General features: G+C 65.0%; 21 protein-coding genes. 11 read left to right on the top strand and 10 right to left on the bottom strand.

Annotated elements, in window-relative coordinates:
* Positions 1 to 46 precede the first annotated feature (46 nt).
* Positions 47 to 415, bottom strand: coding sequence for an SCP2 sterol-binding domain-containing protein (locus VN634_13735; GenBank protein HXC51944.1), 369 nt, complete (start codon positions 413 to 415; stop codon positions 47 to 49).
* A gap of 189 nt (positions 416 to 604) precedes the next feature.
* On the opposite strand from VN634_13735, the gene VN634_13730 reads away from it, so the two are divergent.
* From VN634_13730 to VN634_13680, 11 genes are all read left to right on the top strand, one after another.
* A complete protein-coding gene (locus tag VN634_13730) occupies positions 605 to 1,165 on the top strand; it encodes a hypothetical protein (GenBank protein ID HXC51943.1) in 561 nt (186 codons plus the stop codon).
* A 182-nt stretch (positions 1,166 to 1,347) separates the two neighbouring features.
* Entirely contained in the window at positions 1,348 to 2,493 is a 1,146-nt protein-coding gene (locus tag VN634_13725) for a YCF48-related protein (protein ID HXC51942.1), read from the top strand.
* 33 nt (positions 2,494 to 2,526) lie between these two features.
* Positions 2,527 to 5,586: an MMPL family transporter gene (locus VN634_13720; GenBank protein ID HXC51941.1), complete on the top strand. Its 3,060-nt coding sequence runs from the start codon at positions 2,527 to 2,529 to the stop codon at positions 5,584 to 5,586.
* Positions 5,587 to 5,597: 11 nt separating this feature from the next.
* Positions 5,598 to 5,813 (top strand): hypothetical protein, encoded by a 216-nt coding sequence (locus VN634_13715; protein ID HXC51940.1) that lies wholly within the window; start codon positions 5,598 to 5,600, stop codon positions 5,811 to 5,813.
* Between the two features lie 73 nt (positions 5,814 to 5,886).
* Positions 5,887 to 6,147, top strand: coding sequence for a hypothetical protein (locus VN634_13710; GenBank protein ID HXC51939.1), 261 nt, complete (start codon positions 5,887 to 5,889; stop codon positions 6,145 to 6,147).
* 106 nt (positions 6,148 to 6,253) lie between these two features.
* On the top strand, positions 6,254 to 7,201 hold the full coding sequence (locus tag VN634_13705) for an ABC transporter ATP-binding protein (protein HXC51938.1): 948 nt from the start codon (positions 6,254 to 6,256) through the stop codon (positions 7,199 to 7,201).
* Positions 7,198 to 7,944, top strand: coding sequence for an ABC transporter permease (locus VN634_13700; GenBank protein HXC51937.1), 747 nt, complete (start codon positions 7,198 to 7,200; stop codon positions 7,942 to 7,944). Before VN634_13705 ends, VN634_13700 begins: the two co-directional genes overlap by 4 nt.
* Entirely contained in the window at positions 7,941 to 9,317 is a 1,377-nt protein-coding gene (locus tag VN634_13695) for a GldG family protein (protein ID HXC51936.1), read from the top strand. The genes VN634_13700 and VN634_13695 overlap by 4 nt, the downstream gene beginning before the upstream one ends.
* Entirely contained in the window at positions 9,314 to 10,027 is a 714-nt protein-coding gene (locus tag VN634_13690) for a DUF4340 domain-containing protein (GenBank protein ID HXC51935.1), read from the top strand. Before VN634_13695 ends, VN634_13690 begins: the two co-directional genes overlap by 4 nt.
* Positions 10,028 to 10,057: 30 nt before the next feature.
* Entirely contained in the window at positions 10,058 to 11,197 is a 1,140-nt protein-coding gene (locus tag VN634_13685; protein ID HXC51934.1) for an acyl-CoA dehydrogenase, read from the top strand.
* A 63-nt stretch (positions 11,198 to 11,260) separates the two neighbouring features.
* Positions 11,261 to 12,022, top strand: a complete 762-nt coding sequence (locus VN634_13680) for an SDR family oxidoreductase (protein HXC51933.1) — start codon at positions 11,261 to 11,263, stop codon at positions 12,020 to 12,022.
* Positions 12,023 to 12,071: 49 nt separating this feature from the next.
* Here the strand turns inward: VN634_13680 and VN634_13675 are convergent, their stop codons facing one another.
* The 9 genes from VN634_13675 to VN634_13635 form a co-directional block, all read right to left on the bottom strand.
* Positions 12,072 to 12,572: a hypothetical protein gene (locus VN634_13675; GenBank protein HXC51932.1), complete on the bottom strand. Its 501-nt coding sequence runs from the start codon at positions 12,570 to 12,572 to the stop codon at positions 12,072 to 12,074.
* Positions 12,565 to 13,317 carry a succinate dehydrogenase/fumarate reductase iron-sulfur subunit gene (locus VN634_13670; GenBank protein HXC51931.1) on the bottom strand — a complete coding sequence of 251 codons (753 nt, stop codon included), beginning with the start codon at positions 13,315 to 13,317 and terminating at the stop codon, positions 12,565 to 12,567. Before VN634_13670 ends, VN634_13675 begins: the two co-directional genes overlap by 8 nt.
* The gene (locus tag VN634_13665) at positions 13,317 to 15,131 is read right to left on the bottom strand and encodes a fumarate reductase/succinate dehydrogenase flavoprotein subunit (protein HXC51930.1); all 1,815 of its coding nucleotides are present in this window, start codon (positions 15,129 to 15,131) and stop codon (positions 13,317 to 13,319) included. The genes VN634_13670 and VN634_13665 overlap by 1 nt, the downstream gene beginning before the upstream one ends.
* Positions 15,131 to 15,955, bottom strand: a complete 825-nt coding sequence (locus VN634_13660) for a hypothetical protein (protein HXC51929.1) — start codon at positions 15,953 to 15,955, stop codon at positions 15,131 to 15,133. The genes VN634_13665 and VN634_13660 overlap by 1 nt, the downstream gene beginning before the upstream one ends.
* A gap of 216 nt (positions 15,956 to 16,171) precedes the next feature.
* On the bottom strand, positions 16,172 to 16,795 hold the full coding sequence (locus tag VN634_13655; protein HXC51928.1) for an ABC transporter substrate-binding protein: 624 nt from the start codon (positions 16,793 to 16,795) through the stop codon (positions 16,172 to 16,174).
* 7 nt (positions 16,796 to 16,802) lie between these two features.
* Positions 16,803 to 17,624: a VacJ family lipoprotein gene (locus VN634_13650; protein HXC51927.1), complete on the bottom strand. Its 822-nt coding sequence runs from the start codon at positions 17,622 to 17,624 to the stop codon at positions 16,803 to 16,805.
* Entirely contained in the window at positions 17,621 to 18,118 is a 498-nt protein-coding gene (gene mlaD, locus VN634_13645; GenBank protein HXC51926.1) for an outer membrane lipid asymmetry maintenance protein MlaD, read from the bottom strand. The genes VN634_13650 and mlaD overlap by 4 nt, the downstream gene beginning before the upstream one ends.
* A gap of 5 nt (positions 18,119 to 18,123) precedes the next feature.
* Positions 18,124 to 18,900, bottom strand: a complete 777-nt coding sequence (locus VN634_13640; protein ID HXC51925.1) for an MlaE family lipid ABC transporter permease subunit — start codon at positions 18,898 to 18,900, stop codon at positions 18,124 to 18,126.
* Positions 18,897 to 19,823, bottom strand: a complete 927-nt coding sequence (locus tag VN634_13635; GenBank protein ID HXC51924.1) for an ATP-binding cassette domain-containing protein — start codon at positions 19,821 to 19,823, stop codon at positions 18,897 to 18,899. Before VN634_13635 ends, VN634_13640 begins: the two co-directional genes overlap by 4 nt.
* Positions 19,824 to 19,830 lie beyond the last annotated feature (7 nt).

Here is a 19,830-nt window from a genome sequence, read left to right as displayed (position 1 = left end):
AACACGAGCCGGGCGTCGTCCGGCGCAACGCACTAGCCGAGAGAAGTCAGGCGTCGGGATCCTCAGGAAAGAACAGGCGCAGAAGCTGGGCGGCCGAGGCCAGGTCGCCGTCGAGCTCGATTTTCTCGCTGGCGAGGGCGAGGCGGCCGTCGAGGCTGCCGTCGGCGATGGCAATGAAATCGCTGGTGTCGATCTTGATCGTGACGTCGGCGGACTCGCCTTCGCCGTTCTTCCAGTGCACGCCGTCCGGGCCGACCTCGAGCAGGAACGTCCCCGTCGCGGTTCCGGCAAGCTTCAGAAGGTAGCGGGTCGTCGTGGTCGCACCTGGCGCACCCTGCATCTCGAACGCGCTGAAGATCTCTCGAACGCGGTCCTGGAGCGTGGGCGGAGTGGGTGCGGTTTCTGTAGCGGTCATCCGGCGCTTTTAGTCCTCGCGTCGCGCCCGGGCAACCGAGGAGATTCGCACGATCGATACATCCACGACGCTGGCGGAAGACACTCCCGGGCCGTCGCAGCAGGACTCTCCTGCGCCGGAAGACCTGCCCGAACGTCGGCGGGCGCGTCAGCGAGGTTGCCTGTTGCCAGCCGTTGGGTACGATGCGGCATGCCTTCGCCAATCCGCCCTCTATCTGTCGCTCTCTCGTCGATTCTCTGCCTTTCCGCCTTTGCCGCGCGCGCTGCAGAGCCGGCCAAGACGCCACCGGCTCCCGCTGCACCGGCGGCGGCTGCGCCTGCTGCACCAGCGGCTCCGGCAGCCGCAGCTCCGGCCGACTCCGCCGCACTCACGCCGGACAAGGTCGTCGCGAGTTATCTCAAGGCGATGCAGGAACAGCGGTTCAAGGACGCCTACCAGTACGTCTCGACCACGCTTCGCGCCGGCAAGAGCGTCGACGAATGGGCCAAGGAGCAGCAGTACGTCATGCAGATGGGCGAGGTGAAGATCATCGACTTCAAGGTGTACCCTGCCATCATCGGTGCCGACGGTGTCGCGCGCGTTCCCAATATCCTGAAATCGCAGGACAAGTTCTTAAACCAACTCGGTCTGGACGAGCACGAGATCTACGAGCTGATCAAGGAGAACGGGGCCTGGAGAATCGACCAGCAGACGCTGGCCGAAGGCGCAGACCGCAACGAATACTTCCCAGACGACGCCCAGAAGAAATAATCACAACGCCAGTGCCGCCGGTCACAGGTTCCACGCCAAGCACAGGTCGAGGATGGGCGTGAACGTGCGCGATTTCCTTGACTTGTGTGGGGACGGCCGTTAAACCCCGGGCCCTCGTGTGCAGGCGGATTCGCCTGCAAAAACGTCGATTTCGAAAGTTTCGTCCGCTTGAGGAGAGCATCATGGGATCCAATGCCCTTTCAGGTCGGTGGCGAGGTCTGCCACTGGCGGTCCTTGCCGCAACCGCGGTCACCACGGGCTGCCACCGGCATGAAGCCATGGAGGATATGCTGACCCAGAAGGTCTACGTATCCGACCGTTTCTACGACCTTGAAATTTTGAGTCCGAAAGAAGCCCTGATCGTCGGATACAACGGCAAGCTGCTTCAGACTTCCGATTTCGGAACCACCTGGAACATCATCGACAGCGGAAGCAAGAACGGCCTCTACAGCATCAGCTTCGCTGCCGACAAGAAGTCGGGCTGGATCGTCGGACAGGGCGCAACGATCCAGAAGACCACCGACGGCGGCAAGACCTGGACCGCGCAGGGCGGCAAGATCTACATGACCGACGACTGTCGCGCTTCCGGCGGCGACATCGACGCGACCGACGAGTCGGACAAGTGTCCGCTCGCTCCGCTGTTCGCGATCAGCGCGATCGACGCGAACAACGCGGTGGCCATCGGCGACCGCTCGACGATCACGATCACCAAGGACGGCGGAAAGACCTGGACGACGTCGACTCTTCGTCCGGTCGTCACCGGCGCGATGGATGAAAACGCGGGTATCGCGTTCGAGGATCCCGTCCTCTACGACGTCCAGTTCCTGAGCCCGCAGGTCGGATACGTCGTCGGAGAGTTCGGCAAGATCCTGAAAACGACCGACGGCGGCGCGACGTGGCACGACAAGCAGGCGAGCCTCGTCGGCGAAGAGTATTTCGACATCATGGAGCTGCCGACGTTCTTCGACGTCGAGTTCCGCAACGCCAACGACGGCTATGCCGTCGGTCTCGAGGGCCGCATCGCGAAGACCTCCGACGGCGGAGAAACCTGGAGCTGGGCTCCGCACGGCATCAAGGAATACGACGCACCATTTTACTCGGTGGATCTGCTTCCGAGCGGCGCGGTCTGGGCCGTGGGAGGATCGGGGCAGGCGGTCTACGCACCGCCGGGCGGAACTCTCGCCAAGGGCAACCTCGGCACGCAGGTCAACAACTGGATTCGCAACGTTGAATTCTACGATGACAACGTTGGCTGGATGGTCGGAGGCTTCGGCTTCATCATGAATACCACCGACGGTGGCAAAACCTGGTTCCGCCGCCTCGGCTAATCGCCGACTGCCCTCGAAACAAAGGAAACATCCATGGCGATCAATTACGAAGTCCCGGCGGACAAGCGCCTTCTCTACTGGATCGGTGACCGGCTCATCGACCTGAGGCACCCCGTCTCCATCATCGTGCTGTTCGTTACCGGCCTGTTCGCCTACTGGAGCTTCCAGCTCAACCTGGTGACGAGCTTCGGCGAGCTGCTTCCGCAGACCCATCCGTACGTGCAGATTCACAACACGTACTCGAAGGATTTCGGCGGCGCGAACAACATCGTGATGATGGCCGAGGTCGAAGAAGGCAACATCTTCAACGTCGAGAACCTCGGCCAGATCTACCTGATGACGCAGGAGATGGACCGCGTCTACGGCGTGAACCACAGCCAGATCGATTCGATCGGACACCGCACGACGCGCCATCTGCGCGTCGCCGCCGCCGGAACGCTGCGCTCCGAGCCGATCATGATCGACATGCCGCGCACGGCCGACGATGCCGCCGACATCCGGCGCATCGTTCACAACTCGGAGAACGTCTTCGGCATTCTCGTCTCTCTCGACGACAAGGCCGCGCTGGTCCGTGCGAACTTCATCGAAGGCCGACTCGAGTACAACCGCATCTTCGAAGAGATGAACGAGCGCGTGATCGCGCCGTTCACCGAAGGCTGGACGGGCGCGCAGCTGGTCGACGTCGAGCCGGATCGTGCCGAGGCCCTCAAGGTCGAGAAGGGCACCGGCATCATCGTCAAGCGCATCTTCGACAAGAAGACCTCCTCGGCTTCCCAGGGCGGACTCGAGGAAGGCGACGTCATCACCGCGATCAACGGCAAGACCGCCATGCGCCGGTGGGAAATCAGCTCGGCGATCATCAAGGCCAAGAAGGAGAACACCGGCCCCGTCAAGGTTTCCTACCTGCGCGACGGCAAGCCGGGCGAGGCGACGATCGCGTCGGGTGGATCGAACGTCAGGGTATGGGCCGCCGGCGAGCCGCGCCTGTACGGATGGGTCTACAACTACGCCGGCGACGTCTTCTTCATCCTCGTCATCACGTACTGCATCGAATGGGTGCTGCGCTGGTTCTACTTCCACGACTGGCGCGGCGCGCTGCGTCCGACCATCACCGGCCTGATCGCCGCGTTCTGGGGCATGGGCTTCATTCACCTGATCGGCCTCGCGCTCGATCCGCTGATGCTCGTGATGCCGTTCCTGATTACCGCTCGAGCGGTAAGTCACGCGATCCAGATGCACGATCGATATTACGAGGAATTCGAGCGCTGCGGCTGGAACAAACGGCGAGCCATCGTCGCGTCGTTCGCCGAGCTGTTCGTGCCGACGTTCTCGGGTATCGCGACGGACGCGTTCGGCGTTCTCGTCATTCTTCTCGTCCCGGTGCTGATGCTGCAGAAGCTCGCCGTGACTGCATCGTGGTGGATTCTGGCCATCACGATCTCCGAGATGATGCTGAACCCGATCGTGTACTACTACCTGAAAGCGCCCGAGCCTGAGCTCGTCATGCTGCGCGAGCGCGGCGGGTTCCGCCGCATGATCGAGCGCTTCGTCGACGTGCTGATGAGCCCGCTCGGCCGCTGGGTGACCATCGGATCATGGCTGACCGCGGCCGCAGTCGCGTTCTACTTTGCGCGCGGCCTGACGATCGGCGATCCGCATTCGGCCTCGCCGCTGCTGTGGCTCGATTCGCCGTACAACCAGTCGCACAACGCGGTTCAGGGCAAGTTCGGCGGCGTCGAGCCGCTGATCATCGTGGCCGAGGGCTACGACAAGAACGCGATGAAAGACCCGCACCAGCTCAAGGACATGGAGGGCTTCCAGCGCTTCCTCGAGCGTGACCCGTCGATCGGCTACAGCTTCTCGCTGGCCGACATCCTTCGCGCCGTCAACAGCGTGTTCCACGAGCTCGAGCCGAAGTGGGGCGTCATCCCGAACAACTGGGTCGACGTCGGCGGCCTGTTCTTCATCTTCTTCTCGGGATCGCCGCCGACCGAGACGGCCAAGTACGTCTCGACCGACTATTCGACCGCGCACGTGACGTTCTTCGCCCGCGACCACAAGGGCTCGAACATCAATCGCGTGATCGAGCGCTCGAACGAGTACATCGCGCGCAGCGAGAACACGACGCTCGGCATCGACGTCGGCAGCGACAACGGCAAGGACGTCATCGTCAAGAGCATCCTGCCGACGCCGAAGTGGTCGAACCACGAGAAGTCGTGGATCGGCAAGCACGTCGGCGGCACGGTCGACAGCCCGTTCAAGGTCGGCGACCGGATCGCGGCAATCAACGGCCAGGACGTCGAGTACCTCGACGACAACGCGCGCGCCGAGCATCAGGGCGGCTTCCAGAAGGTTCTGCATACCATCGGCCTGTGGTCGGCGGTCGACTATCGTTCCGGGCTCCACAAGGCGGCCGAGGATTCGCGGTCGATTTCCGTCAAGATCGACCGCGGCGGCCAGATGGTCGACGCCGACATCTCCCCGCCGTGGAAAGCGAGGTTCCGTCTCGCCGGCGGCCTGATCGGAGTGCTCGCGGCAGCTAACGCCGAGCTCGTCCGCAACGACCTGCTGATGAACTTCCTCGGGTTCTTCACGATCTGGATCATCCTGCTGTTCACGTATCGTTCGGCGATGTCGGGCTTCTATCTGCTCGGCCCGCTGGTGCTGTCGAACATGATGGTGAACGCGTACATGGCCATGAACGACATCGGCGTGAACATCCATACGCTGCCGCTGGTCACGGTCGGCGTCGGATTCGGCATCGACTACGGTCTCTACATCGTCAGCCGCATCATCGAGGAGATCCAGGTCAACAGTGACCTCGAGAAGTCGGTGCGCGAGGCGCTGGTGACGTCCGGAAAGGCCGTCACATTCACGGCCGTCACGATGATCATCAGCACGCTGTTCTGGGTAACGTCCAACATCCGGTTCAATGCCGAGATGGGACTGCTGCTCGCGATCTGGATGTTCATCAGCTACGTCGGATCGCAGACGCTGACTCCGGTGCTGATCCTCGTGTTCAAGCCGAAATTCATCATGAAGGAAGCCGGACACGCCGAGAACCGCAAGCTCGTGCGCATCAAGACCGCCTGAGGAGGATCCAGATGATCAACGACGTGATCCACTACCTGCAGCACAGTCTCAACATGTGGAGCTCGACCGCGATCGTGCTCGGCTTCAGCTTCCTGGTCGTCGGGCTCGACGAGTACGTGATCAAGGAGTGGCGGCTCAAGCACTGGGAGAAGCTCGCCGCGTCGGGAGACGTGGAGAAGATCGAGCTGCTGCGCATGGCCAAGGCCGCGAAAGTGGTCGAAGAGTGACCCTCGGCTGACATCGTTCCACCCATGAAGCGGGCGGCGCCGCAGGCGCCGTCCGCTTCTCTTTTCCGGCACCATGCTCCGCACCATTCGCATCGTCGGCATCGCGCTCGTGCTCGCCTCGCTGTTCCAGTTGTCGCGCCAGTTCAGCCTGGCGCGCGGCGAGGAGCAGCCGGCCGGCTACTGGGTCGCGCTCGCCGTCGTCACCGTGCTGTTCCTGGTCCGCGCGGCGTCGACCGAATACGCCGCCACGAACATCTCCGTCGCGCAGCGGGATCTTCTGTGGGGACTCAGTCTCGGCGCGTTCATCTCGATGCTCGCTCGCCTCATGAATTGACCCCGCCTGGCCGCTGCCGGTGCGACGCCGCTCGAAAGCGCGACCTGCCGGTTGAACGCCGACCGGGACGGCGGTATCTGCGACGGCTGGCAACGGCGATTTCCGGGTGATCGAAGCTTCCCATCTCACAAAGGATTACGGGCGTTTTCGCGCAGTCGACGACGTCTCGTTCCGCATCGAGCGGGGCGAGATCGTCGGGCTGCTCGGTCCCAACGGATCGGGCAAGACGACGATCATGCGCATGCTGACGGGCTTCTTCGCGCCGACCTCCGGCACCTGCAGCCTTGCCGGCGTCGACATGACGGTCGACCCGCGCGAAGCCCGCCGCCGCATCGGCTATCTGCCGGAGCGGGTCGCGCTCTACCCGGACATGACCGTCGAGGGGTTTCTCGCGTTCACCGCGAAGGTGCGGGGCATCGACGGGCGCGTCGCGAGCGCGGTCACCGACGCGATGGACGTCTGCGGCCTTACGAGCATGGCGCGGCGGCACATCGGAAAGCTCTCGAAGGGCTACCGCCAGCGCGTCGGCATCGCGCAGGCGATCATTCACCAGCCGCAGGTGCTGATCCTCGACGAGCCGACCGTCGGCCTCGATCCGCGCCAGATCGTCGAGATCCGCGCGCTGATCCGCACGCTGTCGGGCCTTGCGACCGTGCTGCTGTCGACCCACATCCTTCCCGAAGTCAGCGTCACGTGCCGGCGGGTGCTGATCCTCGACCACGGCAAGGTCATCGCCACCGACTCGATCGAAGCGCTGACCGAGAAGACCGCCGGCCGCGGCGAAACGCTGGTGCGGGCAAGCGGCGGAGAGCAGTCGATCCTCGCTGCCGTGCGCGACGTCGGCGCGATCGACAACGTCGAAGTCACCGAGCGCGCCGCCGACGGCACGCTGACGCTCACCGTCACGTCGCGAAGCGGCGGGGCGATCCGCCCCGAGCTTGCGAAAAAGCTCGTCGAACGCGGCTGCGCGGTGCAGGAGATCAGCCCGCGGCTGATGAGCCTCGAGGACCTGTTCGTCGACATCCTCGCGCGGTCCGGGAGCACCGACGCGTGAGACAGTTCGCCGCGCTGCTCGGCAAGGAGCTCCGGGGCTTCTTCAGCCTGCCGCTCGTCTACTTCGTCGGCGCCGTATTCCTCGCGCTGTCGGGGTACTACTTCTACACGAACCTGAACGCGATGATCACGTTCAGCTTCGGCGAGAGCATTCTCGAGCATCTCTGGCAGCGCCTGTACGCGGACATCGTCAAGGTCGTCATCACGGTGATTCCGCTGGTGACGATGCGCGTCTATGCCGAAGAGAAGCATCTCGGCACGATCGAGCTTCTGTATACGGCGCCGCTTCGCGACTTCCAGATCCTTGCCGCCAAATTCCTCGCATGCTTTTCGGTGTTCGTCGTCATCGTCGGCTCGACGGCGCTCTATCCGTACCTGATCTGGCGCGTGCAGCCGTTCGAGATCAGCCAGCTCGTCGCGATCTATCTCGGGTTGATGCTGCTGATCGCGGCTATGGTTTCGATCGGTATCTGGCTGTCATCGATGACCGAAACGCAGCTGATCGCCGCGATGTTCACGTACGGCGTGATCCTGCTTCTGTGGAACCTGACCTGGAACGAGGCCTCGGTACCCGGCGACTGGCTGTTCTTCCTGTCGCAGCTTTGCGCGTACGACCATTTCGAGCCGTTCTCGCGCGGCGTCGTCGACCTCAAGGACATCGCGTACTACCTCGCGATCGTCGTGCTGACCGGCTGGCTGACGATGCGATCGATGGAATCGCGGCAGTGGAGGGGACGCCGGTGAACCTCTCGCACGCGTGGCTGCGCTGGGTCCAGCTTGCGGCGGCAACGGTCGGCCTCATCTGGCTGCTGATGGCCATCGTCGGCGAGACCTACGTGTACAACGTCCGCTGGGACCTCTCGTCCGGCAACCGCTTCACGCTTTCGGCTCACGCAAAGCAGGTGCTCGCCAAGGTCGACAAGCCGATCAAGATCCGCGGGTTCATCCGCACCGAGGACCCGCGCAACACTCCGCTGAAAGACCTGCTGTGGCAGGTCTCGCACGAGAACCCGCACATCGAGTACGACATCGTCGACGTCAACCGCAATCCGGCGATGGCGGCGCAGTACGGCGTCAGCTCGTACGGATCGACGGTCGTCGAGTCGGACGGCAAGCGGGCCGACTTCAGCAATCCGAGCGAGCAGCTGCTGATGTCGGCGATCCTCAAGGTGCTGCAGGAGCCGAAGAAGGTCTACGCGCTGACCGGGCACGGCGAATGCTCGATCGAAAACACCGACCGGCACGACGGCTGCTCGCTGGTGCGCGACGCGCTTTCGCTCGAATCGTTCATCGTCGAGAAGCTGAGCCTCATCGGCGGCGCCGAAATCCCGGCGGACGCCGACGTGATCCTGATCCCCGGCCCGCAGAGCGACTTTCTCGAAGCCGAAACCCGCGTGCTTTCCGGCTGGCTCGACCGCGGCGGCAAGCTGTTCGTGCTGATCGATCCGTTCCGCGCGCCAAAGCTGGTCGCGCTGCTCGGATCGTATGGGATTGCGGTCGGCGCCAACATCGTCGTCGATACGGAAAACCGCATGGCCGGCGGAGAGCCGTGGTCGACGGTGCTCTCCGACGTCAATCGCCAGCAGCTGATCTCCTCGACGCTCAAGGCGCCGCCGCTGTTCTCTCTGGCCGCAGCCGTCGTCGCGCACGACGACGAAGCGAGCGGGCGCTCGGCGACGACGCTGCTGAAGACCGGCGTTCGGAGCTGGGCCAGCTACGATCCGGGAATCATCGCGGGCAGCGAAGCGCGCTTCGTCGCCGGCCGTGACGTGAACGGACCGATTCCGGTAGCAGTGCTCGTGACCGAGCCCGCGACGAAGGCAACCGAGCCGGGCGTCCAGACGCGCCTGCTCGTCTTCGGCGATTCGGATTTCGCGACCAACCGCTTCATCGACTATCTCGGAAACAAGGACCTGCTCGTCAACGGCGTAAGCTGGCTCGCGCGCGAGGACGAGCTCATCGGCAGCCGTCCGCAGCAGAAGACGCCGGGCAAGAACCAGCTGTTTATCAGCGAAGGCGACCTGCAGAACATCTTTCGTTTCTCCGTGCTGTGGCAGCCTGGGCTGTTCCTCGCGGCCGCGATCTTCGTGCTGCTGCGCCGCAGGTACTCCGAATGAGCTGGCTGCGCATCGTCGTCTATTTCGCGCTGGCGGCCGCGCTGACGCTGCACCTGAACGGCGTCGCGGCCGAGCGTGAAGCGGCCACGGCTGCGACCGTCAAGCAGACCACGCCGTTCCTCGAGGCCGTTCCTGAGCGGATCGACCGCGTGCGAATCGAGAAGGACGGCCTTGCGGTCCAGTTCGAGCGCAAGGACGGGAAGTGGATCGTCACCGAGCCCGAAGGCCTGGCGCCGCCGGGCGACGTCATCGATGCCGTGCTCGAAAGCTTCACGTCGCTGCCGCCGATCGAGATCGTCTCCGAGGGAGTCGAGCACGAAGGCCAGTTCGGATTCGTGCCGCCGCGTGCGCGCATCCGCATCGAGCAGCAGGGCGCGCTGGTCTCGACGATCATTCTCGGAGAGCTCAATCCGACGCGGACCTCGGTCTATGCGAAACGCTCCGGCAAGGACGAAGTTGCGCTGATCGGGCTCAACGCGAAGTACTACATCGACCTGGTCTTCGAGAACGTCGAGCGGCAGCGCGGATCGGGCGGGGCGCTGACTCCGCAGGCCGGCGATGTGCCCGCGGCAACCGGCGCCGATGTGCCGGCCCCAAGTCGCGCCGCATCGCCCGCTGGAAGCCGCGCTGTTGAAGATCAACGCCGCAACGGCGCTGTCGATGCGCCCGTGCCGCCGCCGGTCGCCGCGCCCGGCGCGGCCGCAAAGTAGCCGACGGGCTTCGGGCGTCGCGGGCGAATCATGGATTTCGGCTTCAGCGAAGATCAGGAACAGCTCCGGCGCGCAGTTCGCGAGTATTTCGCGAGCGAGCTTCCGATCACGTTCGCGCGTGCAATGCTCGACGAGAGCCGCATCTTTCCGCGCGAGTCGTGGCAAGCGCTCGCCGATCTCGGCTGGGTCGGGCTTGCAGTTCCCGAGAGCCTCGGTGGCAGCGGCCTCGGGCTTCTCGATCTTGCGCTCGTGCTCGAAGAGGCCGGTGCGGTCGCGCTTCCGGGTCCGTACGTCTCGACGGTTTCGCTCGCGCTGCCGCTGCTGGCGCGCGCGGCCGACGAATCGCAGAAGAAGGCTTTCGTGCCGGAGGTTGCCGCGGGCCGCCGCGTGCTCGCGTGTGCGATTGCCGAACGGCGCGCGCGCTGGACAATGGATGCGATCGACATGCGCGCGCAGCGCGACGGGTCTTCGTACGTGCTCGGCGGCACCAAGCTGTTCGTTCCCGACGCCGGAGATGCCGACAGCATGATCGTGGCTGCGCTGCTCGACGACGGCATCGGATTCTTCCTGCTGCCGACCGACGTTCCCGGCCTCGTGATCAAGCCGATGCGCACCGTCGACCAGACCCGCCGGCTTTTCACCGCGTCGTTCGAGCAGGTCCGGCTCGAGTCGCCGTGCCTGCTCGGAGGCCGCGCACACGACAGCTCGGTCCTCGACCACGTGATCGATGGCGCCAAGGTTGCGCTTGCCGCGGAGATGGTCGGCGCCGCCGACCGGACGCTCGCGATGACCGTCGACTACGTCGGCCTTCGCGAACAGTTCGGCCGGCCGATCGCGACGTTCCAGGCGATCCAGCATCGCTGCGCCGACATGAAGGTTGCCGTCGAGCATGCACGCTCGCTCGTCTACTATGCCGCGTGGGCGTGCGACACGGACGCGCCCGATCGCCGGCTGGCGGCCGCGATGGCCAAGGCATTCGCGAGCGACCAGTGCCCGCGCGTCGCGGCCGACGCGGTCCAGCTTCACGGCGGCATCGGTTTTACGTGGGAGCACGACCTGCACATCTTCTTCAAGAGGCTAAAGGCCGACGAGCAGACCTACGGCGACGCCACCGTCAACCGCGAGCTCGTCGCACAGTATCTGGACAAAAATGGGGACAGGTACATTTAATTTTCCTCAACGTTTTCGAGCGACGAACTGGAGGAACGACGTGACGGCTCTGGAGAAAGCACAGTGAACGCTACGAACCGAAGTGTGGTCGTCACCGGAGGCGGCGCGGGCATCGGCCGCGCCACGGCCCTTCGTCTTGCGCACGACGGATTTGCGGTCGCGGTCTGGGATCTCGATCTCGGCGGCGCCGAATCGGCGGCGGCCGAGATTCGCGATGGCGGTGGACGTGCGATCGCCGTCGGCTGCGACGTGAGCAGCCGCGAATCGGTCGACGCGGCCCGCGACCGCACCGCCGGCGAGATCGGCGCTCCGTGGGGCCTCGTCAATAACGCCGGCATCGATCGGCTGTCGCTGTTCAAGGACAGCGATCCGGCCGACTGGCGGGTCATCCTCGACGTGAACCTCGTCGGTACGCTCAACGTCACGCACGCGCTGCTGCCGGCGATGGTGTCGCTCGGCTCGGGCCGCGTGGTGTGCATCAGCTCGGATGCGGCGCGAGTCGGGTCGACCGGCGAGGCCGTCTACGCCGCCGCGAAGGCCGGCCTGCTCGGCTTCGTCAAGACGCTCGCGCGCGAGTCGGCGCGCAACGGCATCCTCGTCAACGCGGTGTGCCCGGGTCCGACCGACACGAATCTTCTCGATTCGGTGCGCAACCGTCCGAGCGGCGACCGCATCATCGAAGCGATGACGCGCTCGATTCCGCTCGGCCGCATCGCGCATCCGGAAGACATCTCGGGCGCGATCGCGTTCTTTCTGTCGGAGGATTCCCGCTACGTGACGGGGCAGGTGCTGTCGGTTTCGGGCGGGCTGACGATGGTCGGCTGAGAAGGAGGCCTGTTTTCACAGGCTTTTTAAAAATGTACCTGTCCCCATTTTATTCTCCGGTGACGGGTTCGTGGTCGCGCTCGGGGCGGGGGCCGATGTTCGGGGTTTCGTTGAGGAGCCGCGCGCAGGTGTTCCAGCGCAGGATCGCGTCGTCGTCGCCGACGGGGCGCATCGACTCGGCTTTTTCGTAGCACGCCATCGCTTCGTGCAGCTCGTCCCACGCCATGTGACCGGCGCCGGGCACGCGAAGGTCGAGCTGCGCCTTGGCGAGCCGCTCGAAGATGATGCCGCTGTAGTACGCGCGCTCGTACGCCGACGTGAGTTTCGCGACGGTGTCGCGCGCGCGCGTCAGCGCACCGTTGTCGGTCACGAAGCGGTCGGTGCAGGCAAGCAGCAGGGTGCGAAGCGCGTGCTGGTGCGCGGGCTCCACGGCAAGGATGTCGAGGCAGATGCTTTGCGCAGCCCACGGCTGATTGAGAAGCCGGTACTGCTCGGCCTTCTCGAGCGCGGCGGGAATCCCCGCAGCCGTCAGCCTCTTGAGCTCAGGCACTGGTGTCTCCGCGCAGCCTCCGGATCAGGTAGCGGATCGGATCGTAGTAGCGGTCGATCACGCGTTCCTTGAGCGGGATGATCGCGTTGTCGGTGATCGTGATGTTCTCCGGGCACACCGTGGTGCAGCATTTGGTGATGTTGCAGTAGCCGATGCCGTAGGCTTCGCGCAGCTCGTTGGTGCGGTTGGCGGTGTCGAGCGGATGCATCTCGAGCGCGGCCACGTAGACGAGGAAACGCGGGCCGATGAACTCGTCGTGCTTCTGGTGATCGCGCAGCACGTGGCAGACGTCCTGGCACAGGAAGCACTCGATGCACTTGCGGAATTCCTGCACGCGGTCGATGTCGCTCTGCTGCATGCGCCAGGTTCCGTCGGGCGCGTCCGGCGGACGCGGCGTGAACCTCGCGATGCGCTTCTTGACCCGGTAGTTCCACGACACGTCGGTGACGAGATCGCGGATGTGCGGGAAAGCCCGCATCGGCTCGACCGTGACCGGCTTTTCCAGGTCGAGGTCCGACAGGCGCGTCATGCACATCAGCCGCGGCTTGCCGTTGATCTCCGCCGAGCACGAGCCGCATTTGCCGGCCTTGCAGTTCCACCGGCACGCGAGGTCGTTGGCCTTGTCCGCCTGGATCTCGTGGACGGCGTCGAGCACGACCATGCCTTCGGAAACTTCGGCGGTGTAATCCTCGAAGCGGCCTTCGTTGTTCTCGCCGCGCCAGATCCGGAACGTCGCCGTTGCCATTACTTCTGCTCCTCGATGACCTGCGCAAGCTCGGCAGGAAGCGCAGCGATCGGTTGCCGCACGATCGCCATGCCGCCGTCGTCGCGCTTGCGCACGACGAGGTTGAACTTTGCGAACGCCGGATCCTTGTCGGGGAAGTCGTCGCGGAAGTGTCCGCCGCGGCTCTCCTTGCGCTCGAGCGCCGAGCGCGTGATCGCTTCGGAGATCGCAATGAGGTTGCCGAGGTCCATCGCCGTATGCCAGCCCGGATTGTACTCCCGGTTGCCGCCGACGCCGACTTTTTCGGCACGCTGGCTGAGCCCGCCGAGCGCTTCGAGGGCGCGCTGCATTTCGTCTTCGCGCCGGACGATGCCGACGAGGTCCTGCATCATGGACTGCAGGTCGTGCTGGACGTGGTACGGCCCTTCGCCGCCGGCGCCGCGTTCGAAGGCCATCAGCGACTCGCGCGCGACCTGGTCGACGGCCGCAGCATCGACGGCACCGGCACGCTCGGCCCGTGCGAACGACGCCGCATGGTCGCCGGCGCGCTTGCCGAACACCAGCAGGTCCGACAGCGAGTTGCCGCCGAGCCGGTTGGCGCCGTGCAGGCCCGCGGCGCATTCGCCGGCTGCGAACAGTCCGGGGATGCTCGTCATCTGCGTGTCGCCGTCGACGCGGATGCCGCCCATCATGTAGTGCGTCGTCGGCCCGACCTCCATCGGCTCCTTGGTGATGTCGATGTCCGCGAGCTGCTTGAACTGGTGGTACATGCTCGGGAGCTTCTTCTTGATCACCTCGCTCGCGTTGGGAAGCTTCTCCTTGATCCACGCGATGTCGAGGTACACGCCGCCGTGCGGCGAGCCGCGCCCCGCGCGAACCTCGCGCATGATGCAGCGGGCGACGTGATCGCGCGTGAGCAGCTCGGGAGGACGGCGGGCGTTCTTGTCGCCCTGCGTGTAGCGCCAGCCCTCTTCGGGCGTGTCCGCCGTCTGGCTGCGATAGTTTTCCGGAATGTCGTCGAACATGAAGCGGCGGCCTTCGCTGTTGCGAAGCACGCCGCCTTCGCCGCGCACGCCTTCGGTCACGAGGATTCCGCGCACGCTCGGAGGCCAGACCATTCCGGTCGGATGGAACTGCACGAACTCCATGTCCTGAAGCTCGGCGCCGGCGTTGTAGGCGAGGGCGTGTCCGTCGGCCGTGTATTCCCAGCTGTTGCTGGTGATGCTGTACGCGCGTCCGACGCCGCCGGTCGCGAGCACGATCGCCTTCGCTTTGAAGAGCCGGAACCTGCCGCGTTCGCGATCGTAGGCGAACGCTCCGACGATCCTTCCCGCATCCTTCAGCAGCGAGATCACGGTGACTTCCATGTGGACGTCGACGGCAAGATGGATGGCGTGATCCTGCAGCGTGCGGATCATCTCGAGACCGGTGCGGTCGCCGACGTGCGCGAGGCGCGGGTAGCGGTGCCCGCCGAAGTTGCGCTGCAGGATGCGGCCGTCGGGCGTGCGGTCGAACACCGCGCCGTAGGCTTCGAGCTCGCGGACGCGGTCCGGAGCTTCCTTGGCGTGCAGCTCGGCCATCCGCCAGTTGTTCAGGTACTGTCCGCCGCGCATCGTGTCGGCGAAATGCACGCGCCAGTTGTCGCGGTCGTCGACATGACCGAGCGCGGCAGCGACTCCGCCTTCGGCCATGACGGTGTGCGCCTTGCCGAGCAGCGACTTGCAGACGATGCCGACGCGAACGCCGGCTTCGGCCGCGCCGATGGCGGCGCGCAGGCCGGCGCCGCCGGCGCCGATCACGAGCACGTCGTGCTCTACTGACTCGTAATCGGCCATCAGAGGATCCGCCAGTCGTGCCAGATGCCCATCGAGAGCATGCGCACGTACAGGTCGCAGAACGCGACCATCACGAGTGACGCCCATGCCCAGCGCATGTGTCCGCGGTTGAGGCAGCTCGAGCAGTCGTACGCGACCTTGCGGACGGGATGCTTCGAGAGCTGGTCGAACAGCCCTCCGACCGCGTGGCGCATGGCATGACAGCCGAGCGTGTAGCCGGACAGCAGGGTCACGTTGGCCGCGAGCAGCAGCGTCCCGAGGCCGATCCCGAACGTCGTGTGGCCCGATGCATCGGTGAACCAGAGCGCCTTCCAGACATCCGAAAGCAGGATGAACAGGAACGGCACGGCGAGGAACAGAAAGTAGCGGTGAAGGTTCTGCAGGATCAGCGGGAACGAGTTCTCGCCGAGATAGGAATGCCGCGGCTCACCGACGGCGCAGCTCACCGGATCGGCCCAGAACGCCTTGTAGTACGCGCCGCGGTAGTAGTAGCACGTGAAACGGAAACCGCCGGGCATCCACAGGATGAGGAGCGCCGGCGAGAACGGAAGGGCATTCGGCCACCACCCGGGCTTCGGTCCGAACCACGCGTGCGGCGAGTCGCCGAAAAGCTCCGGCGAGTAGAACGGCGAGAGATAGCCGCCGTAATGGTAATGGTCGCCCTGGAAAGCCGCCCACGTCGAGTACGCGACGAACGCACTGAGCAGAAGGAAGACGCTGCCCGGCTGGACCCACCATTTGTCGGTCCGCATCGTCTGGCCGAAACGGCGCGGCGCCAGTGGTCGCGGCGCCGCAGGCGCCGTGGGATTCGAGACGTGAGCCATGATCGAAGTCTCCTGTCCGCCTATCCGGCTGGAAAGGGGGCCCTTTTGTTCCGCGCCGCGATTTGGTGCAAGGCCGCGGCTGTTCCTTCTAACAGCCTGCCTACTGCCTGCGGACAGCCTGCCGACAGGCAGGAACAAGGCCGGGATCGGGACAAAATCGGGGACAGACACCGATTTCCGGAAATCGGTGTCTGTCCCCGATTTCCGGTCGGCGGATCAGCTCTTTTTCGACAGTGGAAGGTCGGCCGGCGTGCCGCTGGCGTTCTTCTCGCGCAGGACCTTGATCAGCCTGTCGGGACCGCCGTCATTCAGGATCTCGCCGAACTGCGAGCGCAGGTTGGAGACCAGGCTGATGCCTTCTCCGATCACGTCGATCAGCCGCCAGTCTTCACCGACCTTGCGCAGCCGGTATTCAACCGAAAGATCGGCGCCGGTAGTGCGCTTGATCTTCGTCTGCACCGTGTAGTCGCCGCGCGCTTCGGGCCGGCCTCCGGTGACACTGACGGTCTCGTTGGCGTAGTTGTCGATCTGGCGCCCGTAGGTCGTCGTCAGGTAGCGATGCAGGAGCGTGATGAACTCCTTTTTCTGGTCGTCGCTGAACTGCCGGTAGTGCGACGCGAGCACCAGCTTCGAAATGGTGTCGAAGTCACTGCGCTCGTCGAGCATCGCCTCGAGGCGGGAGATCTTCGCATCGTGGTTGAGGGCCTTGTCGCGAAGGATCGCGAGGACCTCGTCGGACGTGCGCGCGACGAATTTCTCCGGGGCCTCGGTTGCGGCCGCCGCCGGTCCGAACACGGCGCATACGACGACCAACGCGAGGGAAAGGGCGAATGTTCTCATCGAGGGCTTACTCCTCCTCCGGAAAATAGAGATCCTGCTCGGTGGCCTGGTCGTTCTCCTTGCCGACGCGATCGGCGACCAGCGCCGCACGCCGCTGCAGGTACGCATTGCGGACCGAAGCGTAGAAGTCGACGGACGACTCGCGCAGATCTTCGATGTCGTCGGCATAGCGCGCGCGCGTGTTGATGACCTCGGTGACGCCGGCCGGGGTGGACACCCACCAGCTCACGAAGAACGGCCACACCCTCGTGGCCGAGTCGGCCGCGCGGCCGAATGTGTCGCGCACAGTCGACGGTCCGAACAACGGCAGCATCACGAACGGTCCCGGCTTTACTCCCCAGTAGCCGAGCGTCTGGCCGAAATCTTCGACCGGTGCGGGCACGTGAAGTTTCGTCGCCGGATCACCGAAGCCGCCGATGCCCGCGGTCGTATTGATGATGAATCGCGCGAGCGTCTGCGTCGCTTCGTGCGGCTTGGCCTGCAGCACGCAGTTGGTGAACGTGACCGGAAACCAGAGGTTGTGAAAGAAGTTCGTGACCCAGCCCTGCACGAGATCGGGCGTCACGAAGTCGTAGCCTCTGGCGACCGGCTCGAGCGCGTAGCGGTCGAGCGCATCGTTGAATCGGAAGATGCTGCGGTTCATCCGCATCCACGGATCATTTGCGGTTGCCGGCGCAGACTCGTGCGACGTCGCCGGTGCAGCCTGTTTCGCACTCGGTCCGCTCGCGGCGGGATGCTCGGCGGCGATGGCCCCGTGCGCCGCGCTGAGCAGAAAGAGCGCGGCCGCAGCCGTGCAGCGGATCCGCCGTTCCGATCCGGAATGTGTCATGGCGTGCTCCCGCTGCCGGCGTCTTTGGCTGCGCCGTCTTTCGATTTGTCGCCGACGTTGACGAGGAACTTTCCGATCAGCCGTTCCAGCACCAGGGCATTTTCCGTGTACGGAATCTGTTCTCCGGGCTTGAGCGTCTCGTCCTCGGCTCCCGGCGTGAGCTGGATGTAGCGGTCGCCGAGAATTCCCGCGGTGACGATCGCGGCGGAGCTGTCGACGGGCAGCTTCAGACTCGAATCGAGATCGAGATCGACGCGCGCGCGGAACGTGTCGTCGAGACCGATGCTTTTCACCTGGCCGACGCGCACGCCTGCGATCTCCACCGGCGACTTCGGCTTGAGGCCGGCCACCTGATCGAACAATGCGTAGACCGGAAAGCCGCCGTCGCCTTTGTACTGGAGCCCTCCGACGGAGAACGACAGCCAGGCCAGTGCGACGAACCCGCCGAGTACGAAGAGGCCGGTGACGAAATCGCGGGTGCTGCTACCGTTCATGCTGCTCAGACCCCCCATAACGCGGTCAGAATGTAGTCGAAAATCAGCACCGACACCGATCCGATGACGACCGTGGATGTAGTAGCCGAGCTCACACCGGAAGACGTCGGTTCGGCCGTGTGGCCGCGATACGTCGAGATGAGCGCGACGAGCACGCCGAACACTCCGGCCTTGAGCAGGCTGCCGGCGACGTCGTTTTCGAAGTCGACCGAGTTTTCCATGCTCGACATGTACGTGCCGCCGTCGATGCCCATCAGGTGAACGCCGACGAAGTAGCCGCCGCCGATCGCAGATACGATGAACAGCCCGGTCAGAAGCGGCATCGAGACGGCCATCGCCCACGCCTTCGGCCGCACCACGTAGTCGACCGGATCGATGGCCATCATGCGCAGGCCGTCGAGCTGCTCGGTGGCCTTCATCGTGCCGATCTCGGCGGTGACCGACGAGCCGGCGCGTCCGGTCGTGAGAAGCGCCGTCAGCACGGGACCAAGCTCGCGGATCAGGCTCAGGCCGACGACCGCGCCGAGCGAGTTTTCCGCGCCGAAGCGCACCAGCGTCGTGTAGCCCTGCAGGCTCAGCACCATGCCGACGGCGACGCCCGAGATGCAGATGATCAGGATCGACAGCACGCCGATCTTGAACAGCTCGTCGAAGAACTCGCGCAGCCTGAGCGGCGGGCGAAGCGTGACACGCAGGATGTGCGCGGCGAACGCGGCGATGCTGCCGAGCTCGCCGGTGACGCCGTTGGCGCTGCGGCCGATGCGCGAAATGCGCGCGATCACGGCTGCGTACCGTGGCGCTCGGGCCTTCTCTCGCCCTGCTCGAACTCGGCGACGCTCGCGAAGACTGCGTCCGAATCGTCGGTTTCCTCGGTAAGGAAACGGCGCACGCGCGGATCGGCCGCGCCGGATAGCTCGGCAGGGGATCCGGCGATCACGCCGTCGGGAAGCAGCAGCACGACCTGGTCGGCCATGCGCATGGTCGACGGAATGTGATGCGAGACCACGATCATCGTCATTGCGTGCTGGCGGTTGATGCGCACGAGCAGCGCCTCGATGAGCTTGGTCGACAGCGGATCGAGTCCGGAGAACGGCTCGTCGACGAGCAGGATCTTCGGCTGTCCGACGAGGGCACGCGCGAGAGCGACGCGCTTGACCATGCCGCCCGACAGCTCGCGCGGAAGCAGGTCGTCGACGTCGGACAGGCCGACCGACGCGAGGCTGTGGTGCACGCGATCGGCAATCTCCTGCTCGGACAGGGTCGAGTGCTCGCGCAGCGGAAACGCGAGGTTGTCGAAGACCGACTTGGAGTCGAGCAGCGCGCCGTTCTGGAACATCATGCCGAGGTCGCGGCGGACGCCGTAGAGGTCGGATTCGCGCAGGCCGACCACGTTGCGGCCCCCGACGTCGATCTGTCCGGAGCTGGCGGCAATCAGTCCGCCGATGAGCTTGAGGATGGTGCTCTTGCCGCTGCCGCTGCCGCCGAGCACGACGCTGATGGCGCCGGCGGGAAATGCGCACGAGAGATCACGCAGCACACGCCGGCGGCCATACGACATGGAGACGTTGCGGAGTGCGACGTCGGCGCCGGACGTACCCGCCTGTACGGACGCGTGCCTGGCGGCCGGCGGCTCCAATGCCGCGCCCGCCGTGCGCCCGGTCTGTTCGAGGTGCGCGCGGGCTTCGTCACTTACTGGAGCAGCCATTGCTGAA

It is taken from the genome of Candidatus Limnocylindrales bacterium, assembly GCA_035571835.1.
Lineage (GTDB): Bacteria > Desulfobacterota > Binatia > UBA1149 > CAITLU01 > DATNBU01.
Note: the sequence above shows the minus strand (reverse complement) of the source record. Positions and strands in the feature narration are given on the sequence as shown.

Bases quoted from the DNA above. Each gene is read 5' to 3' on its own strand.
- VN634_13735 (HXC51944.1), bottom strand. From the start codon at position 415: ATGACCGCTACAGAAACCGCACCCACTCCGCCCACGCTCCAGGACCGC.
- VN634_13730 (HXC51943.1), top strand. From the start codon at position 605: ATGCCTTCGCCAATCCGCCCTCTATCTGTCGCTCTCTCGTCGATTCTC.
- VN634_13725 (HXC51942.1), top strand. From the start codon at position 1,348: ATGGGATCCAATGCCCTTTCAGGTCGGTGGCGAGGTCTGCCACTGGCG.
- VN634_13720 (HXC51941.1), top strand. From the start codon at position 2,527: ATGGCGATCAATTACGAAGTCCCGGCGGACAAGCGCCTTCTCTACTGG.
- VN634_13715 (HXC51940.1), top strand. From the start codon at position 5,598: ATGATCAACGACGTGATCCACTACCTGCAGCACAGTCTCAACATGTGG.
- VN634_13710 (HXC51939.1), top strand. From the start codon at position 5,887: ATGCTCCGCACCATTCGCATCGTCGGCATCGCGCTCGTGCTCGCCTCG.
- VN634_13690 (HXC51935.1), top strand. From the start codon at position 9,314: ATGAGCTGGCTGCGCATCGTCGTCTATTTCGCGCTGGCGGCCGCGCTG.
- VN634_13685 (HXC51934.1), top strand. From the start codon at position 10,058: ATGGATTTCGGCTTCAGCGAAGATCAGGAACAGCTCCGGCGCGCAGTT.
- VN634_13670 (HXC51931.1), bottom strand. From the start codon at position 13,317: ATGGCAACGGCGACGTTCCGGATCTGGCGCGGCGAGAACAACGAAGGC.
- VN634_13665 (HXC51930.1), bottom strand. From the start codon at position 15,131: ATGGCCGATTACGAGTCAGTAGAGCACGACGTGCTCGTGATCGGCGCC.
- VN634_13660 (HXC51929.1), bottom strand. From the start codon at position 15,955: ATGGCTCACGTCTCGAATCCCACGGCGCCTGCGGCGCCGCGACCACTG.
- VN634_13655 (HXC51928.1), bottom strand. From the start codon at position 16,795: ATGAGAACATTCGCCCTTTCCCTCGCGTTGGTCGTCGTATGCGCCGTG.
- VN634_13650 (HXC51927.1), bottom strand. From the start codon at position 17,624: ATGACACATTCCGGATCGGAACGGCGGATCCGCTGCACGGCTGCGGCC.
- mlaD (HXC51926.1), bottom strand. From the start codon at position 18,118: ATGAACGGTAGCAGCACCCGCGATTTCGTCACCGGCCTCTTCGTACTC.
- VN634_13635 (HXC51924.1), bottom strand. From the start codon at position 19,823: ATGGCTGCTCCAGTAAGTGACGAAGCCCGCGCGCACCTCGAACAGACC.